Source organism: Chloroflexota bacterium, from assembly GCA_020161265.1.
Lineage (GTDB): Bacteria > Chloroflexota > Chloroflexia > Chloroflexales > Herpetosiphonaceae > Herpetosiphon.
Genome location: JAIUOC010000005.1, coordinates 25642 through 48186, shown reverse-complemented (window position 1 = coordinate 48186; position 22545 = coordinate 25642). Strand labels below are relative to the sequence as shown.

The window sequence follows — 22545 nt, the reverse complement described above, 5'->3', positions numbered from 1 at the left end:
CTTGCGGTCGTTAATCACCGATAAAAACTGATAAAGGATTGAGGTATGCTGGCAGTTTTGCAGCATTGGTTTTATGTTTTGCGCTCACATTTAGTCATGGGAACTCGCCGACTCTATCGGCGGCTTGGTGGCAAGGTTAAGCCGCGAGTCAACCAAATTACCGAGCAACTGTACCTCGGCGGTTTTTTTGATCTCCACGATTGGCAGATTTTACACGCCCAAGGTGTGCGGGTTGTAGTCAATCTCCAATCCGAGCGCCAAGATCGTTTCGGCGATTTAGGCAACGAAGGCTACTTATGGCTACCAACCATGGATCGCCAAGCACCGAGTGCTGAGGCGCTGCAACAAGGCGTGGCTTTCGTGCAACAAGCCATCCAAACTGACCACAAAGTGTTGATCCATTGCCACGCAGGGATGAGCCGTTCGGCCACCTTATGTACAGCCGTGCTGATCGCCCAAGGCATGGATTTGGAAAGCGCATGGAATTTAGTTAAGGCGCGTCGCCCAATTGTTCACTTGCATCCCTGGCAACGCCGAGCTTTAGAGCAATTTGCCCGCGATTGGGCACAGCAAGGAGCAGAATTATGAGTTTTGCGGGCAAAACCGCCATTATCACCGGAGCATCATCGGGCATTGGCAAGTTGATCGCTGAAGGTTTGGCGCGTGGCGGGGCCAATGTGGTGCTGGCTGCCCGTTCCGCCGAGCAATTAAACGAGCTGGCGGCAGCTATCAACCAAACCGGAGCCAAAGCACTGGCGGTTGCTACCGATGTAAGTGATGCGCAGGCAGTGCAAGCCTTGGTCGAGCAAGCAATTGCTACGTTTGGTCGGGTCGATTTACTAATCAACAATGCTGGCTATGGGGTCTTCGATTCGATTGAGCAAATCGAATGGAAACATATCGAAGGCATGATCACGGTAAATTATTTTGGGGCAATGCATTGTATTCGGGCGGTCTTGCCTGTTATGCGCAAGCAAAATAGTGGCCATATTGTCAATGTGGCTTCGGTGGCAGGCTTGGTTTCAACCCACAACATGGGCAGTTATTCAGCCTCAAAACATGCCTTGATGGCGGCCTCAGAAGCCTTGCAAATTGAATTGCGTGGCACGCCGATCAAATGTTCGTTGGTTTGCCCCGCGCCGATCGCCACGCCCTTTTTTGAATCAGCCGACTTTAATAAGATGTCGCGTTTTGCTTCAATCTTTGGCATGCTCAAGCCCCACGATGTCACCGAGATCGTGCTGCATGTGGCGGCCAACCCCACCACCCAGCGGGTTATTCCGCGGATTTATCATGTGTTTGGGGTAGCATATCGGATCTTTCCAGCCTTCACTCGTTGGTTGGTGAAAATGGTTGGCTAATTTTGAATACTGAGAATGTGCATGATCACGGTTGAACATGTGGCCCAACTCGCCAATCGCCGCGTACTGGTGGTTGGCGATGTTGTGCTCGATGAATATTTGTATGGCAAGCCCGAACGGCTATCGCGCGAGGCGGCAATTCCAGTTTTAGAATTTGAGCAGCGGCGGATTATCCCTGGTGGTGCGGCCAATCCCGCTGCCAACATCACAGCGCTCGGCAGCAACGCTGGCATTGTGGCATTAATCGGCGCTGATCAGGCTGGCCAAGAATTAGCCAATGCCTTGCATAAACGCAAGGTAAGCACCGCTGGATTGCTGCGCGATGAGCAACGCCCAACTACCACCAAAACCCGTATTTTGGCCTCGGTGCAATTGACCGTAGCCCAACAAGTCGCACGGCTTGATAAAATTGATCGGCGGCCTGTTGATCCAGCTTTTGAAGATCAGGCGATCGAATTATTAGGCCAATTAATTCCCCAAGTCGATGCTGTATTATGCTCAGATTATCGGGTGGGCTGGCTTAGTGAGCGGCTTATTCAACACATCCAACAATTATGTCAACAATATCAAACCTTGCTCACAGTTGATAGCCAAGGTCGCTTTGAACCCTACGCCGGAGCTGATTTCCTTAAGTGTAATTTGGGCGAAGCTGAGGCCTGGCTTGGCCAGCGTTTAACCAATGATCAACAAGTTGAACAGGGCTTAGAACGCTTGCGTGATCAACTCAAATTGGCGGCGGTGGTGATTACCAGAGGCGGGGCGGGCTTTTCGCTACTCGATCCAGCAGGCATTCATCATATTCCAGCAGTGCCAATTGGCGAAGTTTTTGATGCAACCGGGGCAGGCGATACCTTTATTGCTACCGCAACCCTCAGTTTGTGTGCTGGTCATAGCCCACTAATTGCCGCCCAACTTGCTAATACTGCGGCAGCCTTGGTAGTACGACGAATTGGCGTGGCCACGGTTAGCCCCAACGAACTGCAAAGCGCATTAATTCAATTTGGCCAGATTGTATGAGGCTTTGATGAATTCACCATTTACTGATTTAGCCGATTTAGTGGCGCTCCGCCAGCAGTGGCGCGCACAGGGCTTGACTATGGTTTTTACCAATGGCGCGTTCGATTTAGTCCATGCTGGTCATGTAAACTACTTGCAAGCAGCCCGATCCTTGGGTGATCGGTTGATTGTTGGCTTGAATAGCGATGCTTCAGTCCGTGGCTACAAAGGCCCAACCCGCCCAATTGTGCCTGAACTTCAGCGCGGAATTGTGCTAGCAGCATTACGCTCGGTCGATTATGTCACGCTATTCGAATCGCTGACCGCTGAGCCATTAGTCAGTGCCTTACAACCGGATGTTTATGTTAAAGGCGGCGATTACGCCCATCCTGAGCAAGCTAGTGATGGCAAAGATTTACCTGAGGCACGTATTGTTTTAGCCTATGGCGGCAAGGTTGAACTGATTCAGTATCAAGCAGGATTATCGACCAGCAACCTGATTGCCAAAATTCGCAGCGAGTAAATCAAGCACAAACGAGCCTAGACGCTTGATGCAGAGCTAGGCTCGTCAAGTAGGCTTACTTATTCACAAATGGCAGATGATTCTTATAGGGATAATTTCTAACCCATCCCCCAAACCCAACCGCCGCTACATCGCCAGTTTGGCTAAACCATCCATGCATATATAAGCGCCTGCCAGAGAGAGACAAACTTTCAATCAGACCATTGGTACCGCCATCGACTGGTTGCCATGCACTACCATTCCAATAGCCAAGGTTATAGCAAACACAGCCAGGCAACTGATTGAACAGGCCGCCCACATACACATTATTGCCTTCAGCAGCAACCGAAGTAATCAGTACGGTTTGCGTATCAATAAACTGAAGCTGGGTTCCATCCCATTTAACCAAGTGATAAACCTGATCATTGTGATAAAACTGACCAGCGATATATAAACCATTGGCATTTGCCGAACTATCACTCAAGTAGCCTTCTAACACAATATTTTGGTTAATCCATTGGTTTCCATCACGGCGAAAAATTCGTAATAACGGTCGATTGTCAAGGCTACGCCCAGCCTCTGTTAATAGATGTAATTGTTGGTTATAGATAAATGGGTCAATCCAATGCCTGTAAGGATTTTGATAGGGTAAAGTAGTCTCAAAAACCCATTGTGTTCCATTCCATTTATAGATTGAATTTATAATAATCGCATAGAGTGTATTGCCATTGAGTACAAATAATTTAAGTATTTCACTTAAGCCTATTTCAATATCTGGCAAAATATTAACCCCATTTTGTCCTTGCTTATAATAATAGATATCATAATATTCGGTTGAATCATTCTGAATCAACAAATATACGCCTATATCAGTGGCTTTCATATCGATAAGCGTGTGGGTATTTGAAATTTGATAAACTACTTTCCACGTATTATCTTCCCAACTTCGTACATAATTGACTTCTTTATAAACATCATTGATTAACACTTTCTGAATTGAAGCAATATACACATCATCTTGATAGGTAACAATCTTCGCTGTATAGGGATAAGCCGATTTAACCACGAATTCTTGCCATTGATTATTGCTATAGTTCAATAGCGGTTTATGTTGCTCACTGGTCATAAATAATTGATTATTGACTAAATATAATGTATGTTCAGCATTACAATTACAAGTGGTTAGCGGTTGCCATTGTTGGTTATCATAGCGATAAAGGGCAAAACTTGCTCCATTTTGAGCTTCAGCATAAAATTGATCAGCATCAAAGGCAAAGTTATTGATAACAAACGGAATCGTATCGATCACAACACTCCAGGCTGATCCATCCCAGCGGACGAGGGCCGAACTATTCGCACTCAGTTTGCGGATTCCATACAACTGATTATCAATGATCTTAAGGCTATACGGGGATATCTCTGCTGATGCAATTGTTTGAAAATTCGTACCATCCCAAACTTGCACGGTATCAACTAATGACTCATTCACCCAGCGTTTACCAGCAATATACAAATTGGTTGAGCTAGCTTGCATAAACTCTATTTCATGGATATTCGTAGAAAGTTGGTTGATATTTGTGCCATCCCAACGCGCAAACGATCGGACAGCAACTCCGTTGAACTGTTCGAAGCTGCCAGCAAAAAACAATTCGTCATTGAATACCGCAATCTTGCTCACTGTGCCATATTGATCAAAACCACTGCCAGCCTGATGCCAAGTGCTACCATCCCAATACGCTAAATCAACATAGTCCAACCCACCGATACTCAGATTAGCTCCGCCCACATAGAGATCATCACCCCAAAAGGCCATTGTTGAAACTCGATAGTTCCAATTGGCCCAATCAGCTGCAACGGTTGATAGCGCCGACCAGGTTGTGCCATCCCAACGGGCAATATTGTTAACCGCAACCCCATCAACTTGGTTGAAATAGCCACCAACATACCAATTACCAGCAGTATCAGTAATTGCTGAGGTAATTGTGCCATTCGCAAATGAGAGATCGTTGAAGCCAGATTGCCAGGTACCGCTGATCAGACTAGTGGCACTGAGATTTCCTGATTGGTCTAGGATGGAAGGAACCTGTGCTTGCTCAGCAACCCTGAGTGATTGAGGCAATAGCGGTTGTGCGGCTTGAACAGGATTCACTGCCCGATTAAGCACGATTCCACTAACTAAAAACCATACAAGTAGAAAAATCCCAACGTTACTCCATCGTTGCATAGAGTCCTCCTTAGATCAAATCAATGCTCTCGAGCGTATTTAGCTAGCTATCGATTAAATGGGACTGATGCAGCCATCATCTCACATTTAATACCTAGGTTCTGCTAGGCTAAAAGTACTAAATTCCTGAAAGTGATCTGAGGCGAGGAACATCATTAGCTTAGGGCGAGGCTTGGATCTAAAAAGTGGCTCAGGATCAAAAGTGATCCTGAGCCACTGCAATTGAGTTACTTACGGGTGAACGGGAGATAGACGGTATAGGTGCTAGTAGGATTCCAAATCGCTAAACCCAAGGCGGTCGCATTGCCTGTTTGGCTGAACGAGCCATGCACAAACAGTTGCTGATTGGATAAAGCCAGATCTTCAACCCGACCATTCGTGCCACCGCCAACTGCTTGCCAAGTACTACCATTCCAATAGCCAAGGTTATAGCAAGCACAATCGCCAAGTTGGCTAAACCAGCCACCAACATACACCCCATCAGCAGTCGCAGCAACCTGATCAATAACCTTATTCGAGCTACTGATGAAGTTAAACTGATTGCCATCCCAATTGATTAATTGATAATCCTCTCCAGCATGTTCAAACTGTCCAGCCAAATACAGTCCATCAGCATTTGCATCAAGATCAACGGCAAATCCATCCACTGGCGCTGTTGGCTCAACCCAAGCCGTCCCATTCCAACGATAGATAACACTAGTAAAGCGCCCATCATTGATCGAAGCCACCAAGGCATACAATTGTTGATTGTAGCCAAACAGATCAATTCCAGGATTGAAATTATGTGGCGGCAAGGCCAAACTATCCCAACTCGTGCCATTCCAGCGATAAATCCCGGTATTTGTCCGCACCAACGGAGTTTGCCCATTGATCACGAAGAGTTCGCTGAGTGGGGTCGCTGGAATCGTGGGCAGCATTGTTACCTCAGCCGCGCCCTGCACATAGCGATACACAATCTGCTCATTTGCTTGATTATTGGCAATTACATACAACGAACGATCGTCGGCTGCTTGCATATCGTCTACAAGTGGATGGCTGGTTGGCTGGGGAATCGCCCGCCAAGTGTTATTTTCCCAACTTAATAGTTGATTACCAAGGATATAAGCAGCATCAGCACCAGTGGTTAAAGCTAAATCTGGGGCACGATACAGCGGAATCGCTTGCCATTGATTATTCACATAGGTCAACAATGAGCGATCGGTTGCGCTCGTCATAAAAAGCCGATTATGCGCCAAATAGAGGCGATAGGCATCAGTACATTCACAATCAGTTAAGGGCTGTAAAGCATTGCCTACATAACTGTACAGTTGGATTTGACCATTAACCTGTGCTTCCACATAGATCTGATCCGAATCAAGCGCATAATCCAAAATAATTCCAGGCACAGCATCCACCACTGTTACCCAAGCCGTCCCATTCCAGCGCTTCAAAACCGAGGTTTGATTATTAGATTGAGCGCCATATAGTTGATCGTTGAAAACCCTGATTGAACTGGCCTCAACCTCTAGCGGCAGGCTGGTAAAGCTTGTACCATCCCAATGCAACACGTGGTCAACAAGTAGATCATTTTGAAGATTGAAACCGCTGATATAGACCCCTGCCGAGGTAGCAACCATAACGTTCATCTGTTCAAGGATGGTGGTCATGGTGGTAACAGTCGTCCCATTCCAGCGCACAAGATCAGATGCACGAACCCCATTAAAGCTGGTAAAACTACCTAAGATATACAATTCATCAGCATATTGAGCAAGCTGCTCAATCCCACCTATCGAGCCCACGCCACTGCCAGTTGCATGCCAGGTTGCGCCATCCCAACGCGCAAGATCAAGCCCGGTATGACCACCAATGTTGGTCTTAGCGCTGCCAGCATAAAGATTGTCGTCAACAAATGCTAGCGATTGAAACGAAGGAAACCATGTCGTCCAATCAAATTGGGTCGAAGGCAATGCCGACCAAGTTGTGCCATCCCAGCGCACAATCCCATTCACATTGACCCCAGCAATTTGGGTAAAATTGCCCGCAAAATATAAATCACCATTTGGCCCAAGCGTTGCGGTCTTAATAAATCCATCATGCGGTTGAATATTGGCAACTTCAGTCTGCCATGTGCCAGTTAGCGCTTGGGTTTGCGCTAGTCCAGTGGGATGGATGGCCGTCGCTTGACTTTGAGACCGATCCCAATTCTGAAGATCAAGAGTTTGCGCTTGAACCGATGGATTTGCTGCTGGAATTCCAGCCCAAACGACCAACCCCGCCAATAACCAGCCTCGCCAACGGAAATTCGATTTCGCCATAAACATCACTCCCAGACCAAAACACCACACAACCTCTACCTAGCAATTCAGCTCCTTGGTTGAAGCCTGCTAAATCATCAATTTAACGATAATCTATGCATAGCTATAGATACCATATGAATTATCTAGTGATCAATAGGTAAAAAGTACTAGCAGGTCAGTAAGGAAGTTAACAAATATTAAATTAGCAGCAGGCCATGCCTTTAAAGTCGAAAGCACGGCCTGCAAGGCAGGTTTATTTATGTACAAATGCGAGATAGGTGCTGTTGTTATAGCCATGTTGACCCACGCGCAAGCCAATCCCAACCGCAGCGACAGTACCAGTTTGGCTAAACCAGCCTGTCAGATAAAGCTGTTCGCCCGTCAACAGCATACTTTTAATCCGGCCATTCGTGCCACCATTAACTGGCTGCCATAAAACGCCATTCCAATAGCCAAGGTTATAACAGACGCAACCAGGTAAGCGATTGAATAAACCCCCAACATACAAATTATTACCCTCAGCTGCCACCGCATCAACCACTGCCCCAAGTGTATTAATAAACCGCAGCTGCGTCCCATCCCAATGAACCAACCGATAAACTTGATTATTGTGATAAAACTCCCCAGTAATATACAAACCATTCAGATTTGCAGCGCTATCACTCAGGTAGCCTTCAAGCACAACATTTTGGTCAATCCATGCAGTACCATCGCGCCGAAAAATTCGCAATAGCGGGCGGTTATTAATGCTAAGCCCATAATTGGTTAAGAGATGTAATTGTTGCTGATAGCTAAATGGGTCAAGCCAATACCCTTCAGCATTTGGATATGGCAAGCCGCTACTCACCGCCCACTCCGTGCCATTCCAACGATAAATTGCACCAGGAATAATCGCATAGAGCTGATTTCCATTTAGCACAAATAATTTATAAATTTCACTAAACCCAATCCGTGGTAAAGTTATAACCGCATTTTGTCCCTGTTGATAATAATAGGTATCGTAATAGCCTAAAAATGTATCAAGTAACACAAAATACAATCCATTATCATTGGTGGCTTTCATATCAATAACTGATTGGCTAGCTGATAGCTGATAAATCGTTTTCCAAGCATTATTTTCCCAACTTCTCAAATGACGAAATTCTGTATAGGTGTTATTGATTACCCGTTTTTCTTTCGAGAAGAGATAGAGATCATCTTGATAGGCAGCAATTTTTGAAATATATGGATCAATCGCGATCTTAACCACAATTTCTTGCCATTGATTACCGACCAAGCTTAATAGGGGTTTATGTGCAGTACTTGCAATAAAGAGTCGATTAGCTGCCAAATAAACGGTATGGCTAGCATTGCTGCAACCACAATTGGTTAATGGCTGCCAAATTTGGTTGCTATAGCGATGCAGAGTTGTGTTTGTGCCATTCCATGATTCAGCATAAAATTGATCAGCATCAAAGGCAAAGCTGGTTATAACAAACGGAATCGCATTGATCTCAACAACCCATGTCGAGCCATTCCAGCGCATCAACGCTGAACTGGTAGCACTCAGTTTTTTAACTCCATATAGTTGATCATTAATTACTTTCAGGCTAAGCGGGTTAATCTCTCCCGATGCAATAATCTGAAAGGTAGTCCCATCCCAAGCTGCCACCGTGTCAACTTTAGATTCATTGACCCAACGCTTCCCACCAATATAGATCGTTTTGGATGCGGCTTGCATAAATTGCATTTCAACAATATTGGACGAAACTTGGCGGGTCGTTGTGCCATCCCAGCGGGCAAAACGCGTTACATTAACTCCATTGAATTGGCTAAATTCGCCAAACACAAATAACTCGTTGTTGAGCGCGGCAATATGACTGACAGTGCCAGCCTGATCAAAGCCGCTACCAGCCTGATGCCATATCGAGCCATCCCAATAGGCCAGATCAGCATAGTTGAGGCCGCCGATACTCATGTTGACTCCGCCAACATAGAGCTTATCGCCCCAAAAGGCCATCGTTGAAACTTGATAGTTCCAATTGGCCCAATCGGGTGTGCTGGTTGATAGCGCCGACCAGGTAGTGCCATCCCAACGGGCGATATTATTAACCGCAACCCCGCCAATTTGGCTGAAGTCGCCGCCAAAATACCAATTACCAGCCGTATCGCTAATCACTGTGGTAATTCTGCCATTCGAAAACGCGAGATCGTTAAAGCCTGTTTGCCACGTCCCAGTCAGTGCACGAGTTGTAGTCAAGTTTGTTGGCAGCCCAAGGCTCGAATTGACCTGCGCTTGCAATCCACCAGTTCCAGGTTGAAAAGCAGTTGGTTGAGCAGCCTGAGTTATCGTTGGAGCATCATTAAGCCACATACCACTGATCAATAGCCAAACGATCATGCCAACCCAAGCCTTACGAAATGGTTGCATACAGCTCTCCTAAAATCAGTTCAATGCGCTCGAGCAGGTTTAGCTAGCTATAGATTAATGGTTTCTTGCCATGATGATCTCACATTTAATACCTAGTCTCTGATAGTCTAAAAGTACTAACTATTTTAAAAGGGATCAGGTTTAAATAGGCTAAAAGCGCAAGCCGTGCCTCTCAATAGAAAGACACGACCTGCGCCATAGGTTTATTTAATTACAAAACGGAAGGAGCCAAAACGAAGATCGGCTATGGTTTTGCTAGGCCGCTACTTCCTCTTCGCGACGGAATTGGCTCATATACAAATCGTAGTACGCGCCGCGTTGCGCCAAGAGTTCGGTATGCGTGCCGCGCTCGATCACTGCGCCATCTTTGAGCATCAACACCAAATCGGCGTTGCGAATTGTACTCAAACGGTGGGCAATCACAAAGCTGGTTCGGCCTTGCAACAAGCTATCAAAGGCCTGCTGAATCAAGCGCTCGGTACGGGTATCAACACTCGAAGTCGCTTCATCCAAAATCAAAATACGTGGATTGGCCAGTGCAGCACGGGCAATCGCGATTAATTGACGTTGGCCTTGGCTCAAACCACCACCACGTTCGCCCAGCACAGTTTGGTAACCATCGCTTAAACGCTCGATAAAATCGTGAGCCGAGGCTAATTTTGCAGCTGCAATCACTTCTTCATCGCTGGCATCGAGCCTCCCATAGCGAATATTGTTGATCACCGTATCGGAGAACAAGAACGAATCTTGTAGCACGATGCCAATTTGGCGGCGCAAGCTAGCAGCTGTTACATCGCGCACATCAATTCCATCAATCTTGACTGCACCACCAGTGACATCATAAAAACGTGGCAGCAAGTTGATAATTGTGGTTTTGCCAGCTCCAGTCGGCCCAACAATCGCAATCGTTTGGCCTGGCTCAGCCGTAAAACTCACGCCACGCAACACTGGTTCGCCCTTTTTGTACTCAGCTTTAGCATCAACCAACTCAACTTTGCCCACAATCGCCGGCATTTCGCGGGCATCAGGCTTGTCGGTCACATCGGGAACTTCATCAAGCAAATTGAAAATCCGTTCGCCGCCAGCAATCGCATTTTGCACGTTTGTCCACATCACGGCAATTTGCTGAATTGGTTGGTTGAAGCGTTGGACATATTGCAAGAAAGCAAATACTAAGCCCAAGGAAATCGCAGTCGAGCCAAATAATGGTTGATCGCGCAAGACTGAAAGCCCACCAACCACCACCACAATTGCAATCGCCACATAGCCCAAGGCTTCAAGCACTGGATTGAGCGCACTAGTGAAGGTTGCAGCCCGCACGTTGGCATCGCGATTAGCGGCGTTGGTACGCACAAATTGGGCGATGCTTTCTTCTTCGCGATTGAACGCTTGTACTTCCCGCGCTCCCGCGATGCTTTCTTGCAAGCCAGCATTGACGCTACCCATTTGTTGACGGGTTTTACGGAAAGCTTTACGAGCTTGACTCGAAAAATAGAAGGTTGCAATCGCCATAAATGGCACAACGCTCAAGCTCAGCAAGGCATAGGGCACATTTTCTTGCAACATCTTGATCGCAACCCAGCCGATCAGCAAAATACCGCCAAGCACGTTGAGCAAGGCAAAGCCCAGCATCTGCTGAATCGTATCGGTATCGCTAGTGATGCGGCTCATAATGTTGCCAGCTTCGTTGCGTGAGTAAAAACCCAACGACAAGCGATGAATCTGGGCAAACAGATCTTCACGCATTTGGCGCAGAGCATGCTGGCCCGACCAGTTCATGGCATAAAAGGCCAAGCCCTGCAAAATCGATGTGCCGATGAACAAGCCACACAACAACAGCACCAACGAGCCAAGTCCGCTCAAACGATCAGCGTTGCTAATCTCGCTGTTGATCGTATCAAACCAGCAGGCGCTGGGGTTGGGCAGCAAATAGCAATCGATCGATTGGCCGATCAAATCGGGAGTCACAACTTGGCCCCACGTGCCGATAACAATTAATAGAATGGCAAAGGCAAAGCCAAACCATTTTTTGCGAAAGTAAAAGCCAAAGCGAGCCAGCGTCGCACCTAAGCGTTGGGGCTTCTGAGCTTCGGCTTCGAGTAAGTGGCGGGGACCGCCTAATCCACCCATCATAGCGCTAAGCCTCCTCAACGCTTGAGCTTTCAAGCGCTGCAATGTCGGCATCGCCGACCAGTTGTGAATTGTAAATTTCGGCGTAGATGGCGCTACTTTCCATTAATTCTTCATGGTTGCCACGCGCCACAACTTGGCCTTTTTCGAGCACCAAAATTTGGTCGGCATTCAAAACGGTACTAATCCGTTGGGCAATTACCACACTGGTGCGGCCTTGCATCAATTGATCAAGCGCCTTCTGAATCCGATATTCAGTCATCAAGTCCACGCTGCTGGTCGAATCATCCAAAATCAGCAGCCGTGGATTGAGCAACAACGCGCGGGCAATTGCGATCCGTTGCTTTTGACCACCAGACAAGGTTGCACCACGTTCGCCAACCGAGGTATCGTAGCCTTGCGGGAAAGTCATAATAAAATCGTGGGCAGATGCAGCTTTAGCGGCTGCCTCAACCTCTTCAAACGTCGCCTCAGGCCGCCCGAAAGCGATGTTATCGCGAATTGAGCCGCTAAACAGATTGGTTTCTTGCAGCACAATCCCAATCTGCGAGCGCAAGCTATCAAGTTTGACATCGCGCAAATCATGACCATCGATCAAGACTGCGCCTTCGCTGACATCGTAAAAGCGTGGCAGCAAGTTGATGATTGTCGATTTGCCGCTACCAGTTGCGCCGAGCAAGGCGATGGTTTGGCCTGGTTTGGCCTCGAAACTCACATCACGCAAAACTGGATCGCTGCTGCCAAAGTAGCGGAAGGTTACATTGCGAAATTCAACCTTACCTTGGATGGCTGGCAATTCTTGAGCATCAGGTTTGTCGGTAATTTCGCTCTTGGCATCGAGAATTTCGAAAATCCGTGAGGCCGAAGCACCAGCCTGAGCCATCAGCGAGATAATAAAACCAAGCTGACCCAAGGGAAAAAACACATAGACCAAGTACAAGCTGAATTTTTGATATTCACCTAAATCAAGCGTGCCACCCAAAATTTGGCGACCGCCGAAATAGAGAATTCCAGCTTGACCAAGTTGGGCCACCAAAAAGATTACCGGAAACAAAAACGAAAAGACTTTGCTAATTCGCAGTTGTTGGGCCATCAAATCGGTTGCGGCCAGATCAAAACGTTGTGATTCATATGGCTCGCGGGTAAACGCCTTGACAACTTTGATCCCCGCCAGGTTTTCTTGCAAAATCGTGTTAAGCGCCGAAAGTTTGCGTTGCACCACCCCAAACAAAGGCTGGCTGACCTTGCCAAAGATCATAAACATGACCATAGCGACGGGCAGCAAGGGCACAACCACCAATGAAAGTTTCCAATTGGTGAAGAACAAAATCACCAATGCGCCAACCAAGAGCAACAACGCTTGAGCAGTTAAAATCAAACCTTGGGCGATGAACGTTCGCACTTTTTCCACATCATCGGTCGCGCGAATCATCAATTGGCCAGTTTGATTTTGATCGTAATAGGAGAATGAAAGGCGTTGTACCCGCGCAAAAATCTGGTTACGCAGATCAAACGCCACACCTTGCGAGGTTTTTTCAGCCATATAGGCTTGCACAAACGAGAAAATTCCGCGCATAAACGCAAAAGCCACAATAATCAACGCCGCATTAATCAACAACGATTCAGCATTGGTTTGATCAAGCCGCAATTGTTCGATAGTCGTGCCCGCTTGTTGGGCGGCGGCAGCTTGCATAGGCTCAGGCACTTGCTTGAAAATAATTCGCGCAATTGAGCCGCTGGTTACCGCATCGATCATGTTTTGCACCAATTGCGGCACTGCCAATTGGGCTAAGGTTGCGAGTGCCAAGGCCACATAGGCCAGAATCGCCGATTTACGCTGTGCACCAAGGTAGGCGATCGCACGACCAAGCCCCCCCGATCCACCGCCAGCTTTCTGACCACGCTGTGCTTGGGGTTTTCCCATTTGTGCTTGCACGTTGCACATCCTTACAATTTCAATTAGTTAGCTGAACTAACTAATTGTACGCCTAGTTTCAAAAAGATCAATCATACTCTAGTACGAGAAAGTGGTATGGATGTGTTGATCCACGAAGGACACGAAGAGCACGAAGATGAGGCTATAGGCTATAGGCTTTTGGCGATCAGGAATTATTGACATACCACAAAATGTTCCGATAACTAAGATCCTTTCACCTTATATTCTGCTCCGCGCCCCCTGACCCCTTATTTCATCCCTCATCCCTCATCCCTCATCCCTTACTCGATCCTCTATGTTCTGCGGCAGGCTTGCACTATAATAGAGTTGTGAGGTGTGTTGTGCATCACTGATAGGATTACGCCGATGGGAATTCCACGCCATATTCCATTACCAGTTACACCGCTGCTTGGTCGCATCCAAGAAATGGCTCAACTTGAGCAGCTTTTGCCCGATCCCACAATTCGTCTTGTTACCTTGGTTGGGCCTGGTGGCGCGGGCAAGACGCGCTTAGCACTCGAAGCAGGCCGCACAGTCTGCGAGCAATTTGCCGATGGCGCGTTATTTGTCAGTTTGGCCCATGTCTATGATGTTGATCTGGTGCTACCAACCCTGGCCCAAGCCTTCAACCTCAGTCGGCTGGGCAATCAATCGCTCTTGGCCAGCGTTGGGGCGTGGCTAGCCGACCAAGAATTATTGCTGATTTTAGATAATTTGGAGCAGGTGATCGATGTTGCAGCTCTCTTGGTGCAGCTTTTAGCCTTGGCTCCCAAATTAACGTTGTTGGTCACCAGCCGCGAAGTATTAAATGTGCAAGGCGAATATCGCTTGCCAGTGCCGCCGCTCAGTTTGCCACCAAGCAGCCAACCCATGGCAATCGAGCAATTAAGTGAATTTAGCGCAACCCGCTTATTTATTGAACGAGCCAAAGCTGCCCGCCCCCACATTCCGCTGAATGCCAATGATGCCCAAAGTATCGCCACGATTTGTCAACGTCTCGATGGCTTGCCCTTGGCGATTGAGTTGGTTGCGGCCTATACCAAGGTTTTTACCCCACAAGAGTTATTAACCCGCTTCAGTTATAGCCTCGATGTACCTGTTGGCGGCGCACGCGATTTGCCCAACCGCCAGCAAACGTTGCGCCAATGCATCGATTGGAGCTACCAACGCTTGACCCCTGAGGAACAAACGGTTTTTTGCTATCTCAGCGTACTGGTCAGTAGTTGGACAATGGCCGCCGTTGAGCAGATTTGTGCAGGTCAGGCCAATGTGGTGGCAACCGTTTTGGCCTTAGTTAATAAAAGTTTGGTAGTCGAGCAAACGACCCACGATGGCCAAACTCGCTTTACCATGTTGCAAACCATTGCTGAATTTGCCCGTGAACAAGCTGTACTGCGCGAGGATTTCCAAACAATCTGTCAACACCATGCCAGCTATTATTTGCAGATGGTTGCCCAAGCCGCACCGCATTTGCGCGATCAGCAACAAGCGCTTTGGTTACGCCAACTTGATGCCGAGCAGGGCAATATTTACGCTGCTTTACAATGGACGCTTGATCATGCTGTGGTTGAATCGATTGAACTCTTTCCATCAATTAATCTGTGGATCACCTATCGTCGTCGTCATGGCGATGTTTGGTGGATCGAGCGCATGCTTGAGGCTAGCAGCAACATCCGCTCAGGCGCACGGGTCGAAACGCTTTCCACGGCGGGCTGGTTTATTCTCAATCAAGGCTTATTTGCCCAAGCTGAAACAATTTTCGAGCAAGCGTTGAGCCTCGCCCGCGATTTGCAAATTCCTATGAGCATTGGCTTGGCGCTGCATGGCGTTGGCGAAATTGCCTATCATCGCGGCGATTATGCCCAAGCAATCACGCTCTACGAGGAAAGTGTGCAAATTTTCGAGCAGCTTGATGATCATAATGAATTGGCTTGGTCGCTTGATCATTTGGGGCGGGCTTGTATTCAGCAAGGCCAATGGAAACGCGCTGCGCTGTTGTTTGCTCGTGCTCATCAGCTTTTTGCCCGCTTGGGTCATTTGTGGGGCGATGCCTTTGCGCTCAATCATTGTGGCATCGTCGCCGCCGCCCAACAAGATTACGATCAAGCTCAGCATTTTATCGAGGCCAGCATTGCCATCGCTGAGCAATTGCACGACCCATGGCATCGTGCCGAGGGCTTGCACCAATTAGGTTTGATTGCCCTAGCACGCCAGCAGCACGATCAAGCATTAACTGCCTTGTACGAAAGCTTCAGTCTGCGCCGCCAACACCAACTCTTACCGATGATCGCGAGTTCTCTCGAAGCCTTGGCCCGCGTCGCCCAAGCCCAACACCATTGGTCGTGGGCGGTGCAATTGAGTAGTCGTGCTGATAGTTTACGCTTGCAAAGTGGCGAGCCAATGCCAGCCACCGAACAGCGCATTCAACAACATGTCTTGGATGAAGCCAAAAAATTGTTGGGCGAGCCGCAATATCAACACGATTGGGAGCAAGGCCAACAGCTAGAATTGGATATGGTAACGTTACGCCAACCAACCCCGCAAACCCCAACCCCGCTGTTGACCAAACGCGAACATGAATTATTGACCTTGATTGCCCAAGGCAAAAGCAATAGCGAAATTGCCCTAGAATTGGTACTTAGCCCATTTACCGTCAACAATCATTTGCGGGCAATTTATCGTAAATTGGGCGTTTCGACGCGGAGTGCAGCGGCCTATATTGCCCGCGAACGTGGCTTGCTCGAAAGCCTCGAACAGCGTGTTTAGGCCTGATCCGCAACTGGCTGTTCTCGGATTATAATAGGGCTTGAACCCGTTACGAGCCTATTGAGGATAGCAACGCAATGCGAGTATTACTTGTTGGAGCCGGCGGGCGTGAACATGCCCTAGCATGGAAAATCGCCCAATCGCCATTATGCGAACACCTGTGGATCGTCCCTGGCAATCCCGGCACGGCAACGCTTGGTACAAACGTCGATTTAGCCGCAGACGATGCTGCTGGCATTGTGGGTTTAGCCACCCGCGAACAGATAGATTTGGTGGTTGTCGGGCCAGAAGCGCCCTTGGTTGCAGGCTTAGGCGAGGTCTGCGAGGCTGTTGATTTGGCCATGTTTGGGCCTTCGTCTGAGGCCGCCCAACTTGAGGGCAGCAAAGCCTTTGCCAAAATGATTATGCTTGAGGCGGGCGTGCCAACCGCAGCTGCCCATACCTTTGATGACTCCGCCGCTGCGATCGCCTTTGTTGAAGCCGATCAACAGGCTTGGGTGGTTAAAGCTGATGGTTTGGCCGCTGGCAAGGGTGTGATCGTGCCCGAAGATGGCGATGTTGCCGCCACGATCAGCGCCATTCGCGAATTGGCCGCGACCAATGCTGGCACGCGCTTGGTGCTCGAAGAAAAATTGACTGGCCCCGAAGTTTCGTTATTAGCCTTATGCGATGGCGAACGGGCGATTCCGCTGATCACCGCCCAAGACCACAAGCGTATCGGCGATAACGACACTGGCGGTAATACCGGCGGCATGGGATCATATGCGCCAGCCCCAATTTTGCCCTATGCCGAAGCGCAAGCCTTGGTTGATGTGATTTTCACGCCAGTGCTGCGCACCATGGCCGCTCGCCAAATTCCCTATCGTGGGGTGTTGTATGCGGGCTTGATGCTCACGTCCAACGGCGTAAAAGTTATCGAATTTAATGCCCGTTTTGGTGACCCCGAAACTCAAGCTTTGCTGCCCTTACTCAAAAGCGATTTGCTCGAACTGCTGCACAAGGTTGCCACCAGCAATTTGGCCGATGTCACAATCGAATGGCACGACGGCGCGGCGGTATGTGTAGTGCTGTCAGCGGCAGGCTACCCCGCCAAACCCCGCACTGGCGACGTAATCACCGGTTTAGATCGCTTGCCTAGCGATGTGTTGGCGTTCCAAGCGGGCACGGCAACCAATGCTCAAGGTGAGTTGGTGACCGCAGGCGGGCGGGTTTTGGGCATCACCGCAGTTGCGCCAACATTGCGCGAAGCCCGCGATAAAGCCTACGCAGCAACAGCATTAGTCGAATTTGCAGGCAAATATCAACGCAGCGATATCGCCGCACGGGGGTTAGCAGAATGATGCGGCTTGCCGTGATGGTATCGGGCAGTGGCTCCAATTTGCAAGCCTTGATCGATGCCCAAAAAGCTCAGCAGCTTAACGCCACAATCAATGTGGTGATTTGTGACCAACCCAAAGCCCAAGCAATCAGCCGCACCTTGGCGGCCCGCATTCCAGTCATTTGCGTGCCATTGGCCAAAAAAGCCAGCCGCGAGCAATGGGCCGCCCAAATTAGCGAATTACTGGCAGCCTTCAAGCCCGACTTAGTTGTGATGGCGGGCTGGATGCGGGTGATGCCGGCCTCGTTTGTTGAGCGCTGGACCCCGAATATTATCAATCAGCACCCAGCTTTGTTGCCCCACGATGGCGGCGAATGTTATACCCTCAGCGATGGCCGCCAAATTCCGGCGATTCGCGGGGCGCATGCTGTGCGCGATGCCTTGGCGCTAGGCGTGCCAGTTACTGGTTGCACTGTGCATCAAATTACGCCAATCGTTGATGTTGGCCCCGTTTTGGCGCAAGTTGAAGTTGTGGTCTTGCCCGACGATGATCAAGCCAGTTTGCACGAACGAATCAAACAAGCTGAACGACGGATTTTAGTTGAAGTAATTAACAATTTAGCCCAAACAGTTGCCTAAATTCCGCCCTAGCCGTAGTAATTTGCGCTGACACTCTTGCCTGCTACGGCTAGCGCTATTCTGTGGGAGATATGTCAATGACGACAACAGCAGAAAAAATCGCTGAGTTGCGGCGACGGCGTGAACAAGCAGCAACCACCGATCCCAAGGCCGCCGAAAAGCAACATGCCCGTGGCAAATTGACCGCGCGTGAGCGGATCGAACGCTTGCTTGACCCCGATTCGTTTGTCGAACTCGATGCCTTGGCCGTTCACCGCTCAACCGCTTTTGGCTTAGAGCACAAACGGATTCTTGGCGATGGCGTAATTACTGGCCATGGCACGATTGATGGTCGCCAAGTTTGTGTGTTTTCACAAGATTTCACCGTGCTTGGTGGTTCGTTGGGCGAAGTATTTGCCGAAAAAATCGTCAAAGTGATGGATTTGGCGATGCGTATGGGCGTGCCGCTGATTGGCATCAACGATAGTGGCGGCGCTCGCATTCAAGAGGGCGTGGTGGCGCTGGGTGGTTACGCCGAAATTTTCTATCGCAACGTCGTGGCTTCGGGCGTAATTCCCCAACTTTCGATTATTGCTGGGCCATGTGCTGGCGGTGCGGTCTACTCACCTGCCATGACCGACTTCATTCTCATGGTCAAAGGCACATCGCAAATGTTTATCACCGGACCAGATGTGATTAAAACCGTGACTGGCGAGGAAGTGACCCAAGAACAATTGGGCGGTGCGATGACCCACAACAGCAAATCGGGCGTGGCGCATTTTGCTGCCGACGATGAGGATGAATGTTTCGAGCAATTGCGCACGCTGCTTTCGTTCCTGCCGCTGAATAATATGGATGATGCGCCGATCAGCGAGCCAACCGACGATCCCAACCGTATGGATGATGCCTTGCAAAGCATTATTCCCGATCAGCCCAAAAAGCCCTACGATATGAAAGCCGTGATCGAATTGATCGTTGATGATGGCTTTTTCTTCGAAGTTCAGCCGCATTATGCTCCCAATTTGGTAATTGGTTTTGCGCGGCTTGATGGCATGCCGGTGGGCATTGTGGGCAATCAGCCTGCCGCCTTGGCCGGAACTTTAGATATTGATTCATCGGTGAAGGGTGCACGCTTTGTGCGTTTCTGCGATGCCTTCAATATTCCGTTGATCACCTTTGTTGATGTCCCAGGTTTCTTGCCAGGCACGCATCAGGAGTATGGTGGCATTATTCGCCACGGCGCAAAATTGCTGTATGCCTATTGTGAAGCGACTGTACCAAAACTAACCGTAATCACGCGCAAGGCCTATGGTGGAGCCTACGACGTGATGGCCTCGAAGCATATTCGCGCCGATTTCAACTTTGCTTGGCCCACCGCCGAAATCGCCGTGATGGGCGCAAGCGGCGCGGTGTCGATCATCTTCCGCAAAGAAATTGCTGAATCGACTGATCCTGTGGCAACCAACGCTGAACTGATTCACAATTACGAAGAGCGTTTTGCCAACCCCTATATTGCTGCCGAACGTGGCTATATTGATTCAGTGATCGAGCCACGCGAAACCCGCCCAGCCTTGATCAAAGCGCTGCATTTATCGCGTACCAAACGCCAAAGCCTGCCACCACGCAAACATGGCAATATGCCGTTGTAAGCTAGGGTCCAGGGGCTAGGAATCAGGGGTCAGAGTTTTTGACTATTGACTATTGGCTCTAGGCTTTTGGGATTGGGATCAGTAAATTGACCACTAAGAGCACGAAGGACACGAAGATCATGCTTCGCGTCCTTTGTGCTTTTAATGTTTAGCCACAGATTTACTTAACGATGGTTTATCGCTATTCATCCCTCATAATTCATCCTTCATCCCTTCATTCTCTGCGCCTCTACGTTAAAACTAAGTCCCTATGTTCTATGCTCTCTGCTCTATACGCTCAAATTCATCCCTCATAATTCATCCTTCATCCTTCGCTTTCCCCTCTTGACATTTTCTGAATCACTAGTATATTTATGACTAATGAGTCATTAAAATACTGGTTAGTCTAAAGGCTATCAGTAGAATGGTTAGAAGCAGGCAAGCTATGGCAGCGAATCAACCAAGCGATCATGCTAGTCCGGTGGTACGTCCATTGAAAGAACGCCAGCGTGAGCAACGCGAGGCCATGATTTTGGCCGCAGCCCATACGGTGTTCATTGCCAAGGGCTATCACGACGCTTCGATTGACGAGATTGCAGGCCAAGTTGGCATCTCCAAAGGCGCGATCTATCAACATTTTGCCAGTAAAGAGGATTTAGTTGAGGCCTTGATTGCCCAACAGATCAGCGATTTTCTGGGCATCTTGGATCGCTTGCTCGCAGAAACAACTTCGGTTTGCACTCGGCTTGAACATATTCTGTCCCACGCTTATGGTGGCTTGCAGGGCAAACACAGCGGTGTGCTGCTCGAATTGCACCATCGAATCGGCTTACCCAATGCCGTGATTGAAAAACGTCCTCAGCTTCAATCGCGAGTTGAACAAGCCATGAGCCGCCTCAGTCGCTTATTTGATGAGGGCAAAGTGACTGGCGAACTCAATTCATCCATTCCAACACCAATTATGGTGGCCACATTTATTGGTTTATTGTCGTTGCGTGGTTACGAGCAATTAATCGCGAGCGCCCAATTCAGCCCTGCCGACTTGATTCCCCATATTAGCCAGATCTTCTTTCGCGGCATTGTCGCACCAACTGGAAGTTAACGTTAATTGATAGCAAGGAATCATAGAACAATGACACAATCACAAGCGCACATATATGCCGATGATCCAACGGCCCAAATTTTTCAGCCCGACGCAATTGAAAATCCTTATCCATTGTTTGCTCAAATGCGGGCCAAAGCCGCAGTTCTGGCAGTTCCCTCGCCCTATGAATTTGTCAAAGCTGATGCTTGGCTGGTAACCCGCTATGCCGAAGCAGTGCAAGTATTAAAGGATAGCCGCTTCACAGTCGATGCGACAATCCTCAACCCTGAGGCTGGCGTATTTGGTCAAACTGCCTCGGAAGGAGCTGAAGATCGCAGCTTCTTGGGCGCAAAATCGATGGTTAGCGCCGATGGAGCCGAGCATTCGCGCTTGCGTAGTTTGGTGGCCAAAGCCTTTACCCCGCGCTATATCGAACAGCTGCGCCCACGCATCCAAGAGCTTGCCGACGAATTGCTTGATCAGGTTCAGGCTCAAGGCACGATGGATTTGGTGCAAGATTATGCCTATCCTTTGCCAATTAATGTAATCTCCGAAATGCTGGGCGTACCAGCTCATGAACGCGACCAGATGCGCCAGTGGTCGGATGCATTGACCAGCCATAGCCCCGAAAGCCAAGGCCAGTTGCGCGAATTTGCCATGTATGTGCAAAAACTGATCACTGATAAACGCCGCAAGCCGCAAGCCGATCTGATTAGCAAATTGGTCGAGTTAGAAGCGACTGGCGATGCCCTCAGCGAATCAGAATTATTGGCAACCGCAGGCTTGTTAATTTTTGCAGGCCACGAAACCACCTCGAATTTAATCAGCATTGGCTCGTTGATGTTGCTTGATCATCCTGAGCAACGCGCTCGCTTGCAAGCCGATCCAAGCCTCATTCCAACAGCTGTTGAAGAATTATTGCGCTTCAATGGGCCGATCTTCAGCCCTGCCCCACGTTTTGCACTCGAAGATGTGGAAATTGCTGGGCAGCCGATTCGCCGTGGCGATTTGGTGTTGGTGGCGCTTGGCTCGGCCAATCACGATCAAAGCGTTTTCAATGATCCTGAATCGTTGGATGTGGCACGTGAAATTAGCCGCCAACTCGCTTTTGGCCATGGCGTGCACTTCTGTTTGGGTGCGCCGCTCGCTCGCTTAGAAGCTGAAATCGCTTTCACCAGCTTATTGAAACGCATGCCCAACTTACAGCTAGCCGTACCACGCGAACACATCCAATGGCGCGATAACGTGAATTTACGGGGTCTCAAAGCCCTCCCTGTGATCTTCTAGATCACTTTT

At 48.9% G+C, this 22545-nt stretch carries 15 protein-coding genes; 10 read left to right on the top strand and 5 right to left on the bottom strand.

Going from position 1 to position 22545, the window contains the following annotated elements; all coding sequences use genetic code 11:
* Positions 1 to 45: 45 nt before the first annotated feature.
* From LCH85_12360 to LCH85_12345, 4 genes are read left to right on the top strand one after another with little or no spacing between them, the layout of a single operon-like run.
* Positions 46 to 588, top strand: coding sequence for a dual specificity protein phosphatase family protein (locus tag LCH85_12360; GenBank protein ID MCA0352781.1), 543 nt, complete (start codon positions 46 to 48; stop codon positions 586 to 588).
* Positions 585 to 1361 (top strand): SDR family oxidoreductase, encoded by a 777-nt coding sequence (locus LCH85_12355; protein ID MCA0352780.1) that lies wholly within the window; start codon positions 585 to 587, stop codon positions 1359 to 1361. Before LCH85_12360 ends, LCH85_12355 begins: the two co-directional genes overlap by 4 nt.
* Before the next feature lie 21 nt (positions 1362 to 1382).
* On the top strand, positions 1383 to 2378 hold the full coding sequence (locus LCH85_12350; GenBank protein ID MCA0352779.1) for a PfkB family carbohydrate kinase: 996 nt from the start codon (positions 1383 to 1385) through the stop codon (positions 2376 to 2378).
* A 7-nt stretch (positions 2379 to 2385) separates the two neighbouring features.
* Positions 2386 to 2880 carry an adenylyltransferase/cytidyltransferase family protein gene (locus LCH85_12345; GenBank protein MCA0352778.1) on the top strand — a complete coding sequence of 165 codons (495 nt, stop codon included), beginning with the start codon at positions 2386 to 2388 and terminating at the stop codon, positions 2878 to 2880.
* A gap of 55 nt (positions 2881 to 2935) precedes the next feature.
* On the opposite strand, the gene LCH85_12340 is transcribed toward LCH85_12345, so the two are convergent.
* The 5 genes from LCH85_12340 to LCH85_12320 all read right to left on the bottom strand — a co-directional run bounded on the left by LCH85_12340 (position 2936) and on the right by LCH85_12320 (position 13823).
* Complete coding sequence (locus LCH85_12340) at positions 2936 to 4672, bottom strand: hypothetical protein (protein MCA0352777.1); 1737 nt, start codon at positions 4670 to 4672, stop codon at positions 2936 to 2938.
* 638 nt (positions 4673 to 5310) lie between these two features.
* Positions 5311 to 7377, bottom strand: coding sequence for a hypothetical protein (locus LCH85_12335; protein ID MCA0352776.1), 2067 nt, complete (start codon positions 7375 to 7377; stop codon positions 5311 to 5313).
* 235 nt (positions 7378 to 7612) lie between these two features.
* A complete protein-coding gene (locus tag LCH85_12330) occupies positions 7613 to 9769 on the bottom strand; it encodes a hypothetical protein (protein MCA0352775.1) in 2157 nt (718 codons plus the stop codon).
* A 255-nt stretch (positions 9770 to 10024) separates the two neighbouring features.
* Positions 10025 to 11902: an ABC transporter ATP-binding protein/permease gene (locus LCH85_12325; protein ID MCA0352774.1), complete on the bottom strand. Its 1878-nt coding sequence runs from the start codon at positions 11900 to 11902 to the stop codon at positions 10025 to 10027.
* A 4-nt stretch (positions 11903 to 11906) separates the two neighbouring features.
* Entirely contained in the window at positions 11907 to 13823 is a 1917-nt protein-coding gene (locus LCH85_12320; GenBank protein MCA0352773.1) for an ABC transporter ATP-binding protein/permease, read from the bottom strand.
* 378 nt (positions 13824 to 14201) lie between these two features.
* Here LCH85_12320 and LCH85_12315 point away from each other — a divergent pair, with 378 nt between their 5' ends.
* The 6 genes from LCH85_12315 (at position 14202) to LCH85_12290 (ending at position 22536) form a co-directional block, all read left to right on the top strand.
* Entirely contained in the window at positions 14202 to 16601 is a 2400-nt protein-coding gene (locus LCH85_12315) for a tetratricopeptide repeat protein (GenBank protein ID MCA0352772.1), read from the top strand.
* 77 nt (positions 16602 to 16678) lie between these two features.
* Positions 16679 to 17941, top strand: a complete 1263-nt coding sequence (gene purD / locus LCH85_12310; GenBank protein ID MCA0352771.1) for a phosphoribosylamine--glycine ligase — start codon at positions 16679 to 16681, stop codon at positions 17939 to 17941.
* Positions 17938 to 18558 carry a phosphoribosylglycinamide formyltransferase gene (locus LCH85_12305; protein ID MCA0352770.1) on the top strand — a complete coding sequence of 207 codons (621 nt, stop codon included), beginning with the start codon at positions 17938 to 17940 and terminating at the stop codon, positions 18556 to 18558. The genes purD and LCH85_12305 overlap by 4 nt, the downstream gene beginning before the upstream one ends.
* Positions 18559 to 18635: 77 nt before the next feature.
* Complete coding sequence (locus LCH85_12300; protein MCA0352769.1) at positions 18636 to 20186, top strand: acyl-CoA carboxylase subunit beta; 1551 nt, start codon at positions 18636 to 18638, stop codon at positions 20184 to 20186.
* Positions 20187 to 20610: 424 nt separating this feature from the next.
* Positions 20611 to 21267 (top strand): TetR/AcrR family transcriptional regulator, encoded by a 657-nt coding sequence (locus LCH85_12295; GenBank protein ID MCA0352768.1) that lies wholly within the window; start codon positions 20611 to 20613, stop codon positions 21265 to 21267.
* A gap of 30 nt (positions 21268 to 21297) precedes the next feature.
* Positions 21298 to 22536, top strand: a complete 1239-nt coding sequence (locus LCH85_12290) for a cytochrome P450 (GenBank protein MCA0352767.1) — start codon at positions 21298 to 21300, stop codon at positions 22534 to 22536.
* The last annotated feature ends 9 nt before the right edge of the window (positions 22537 to 22545 follow it).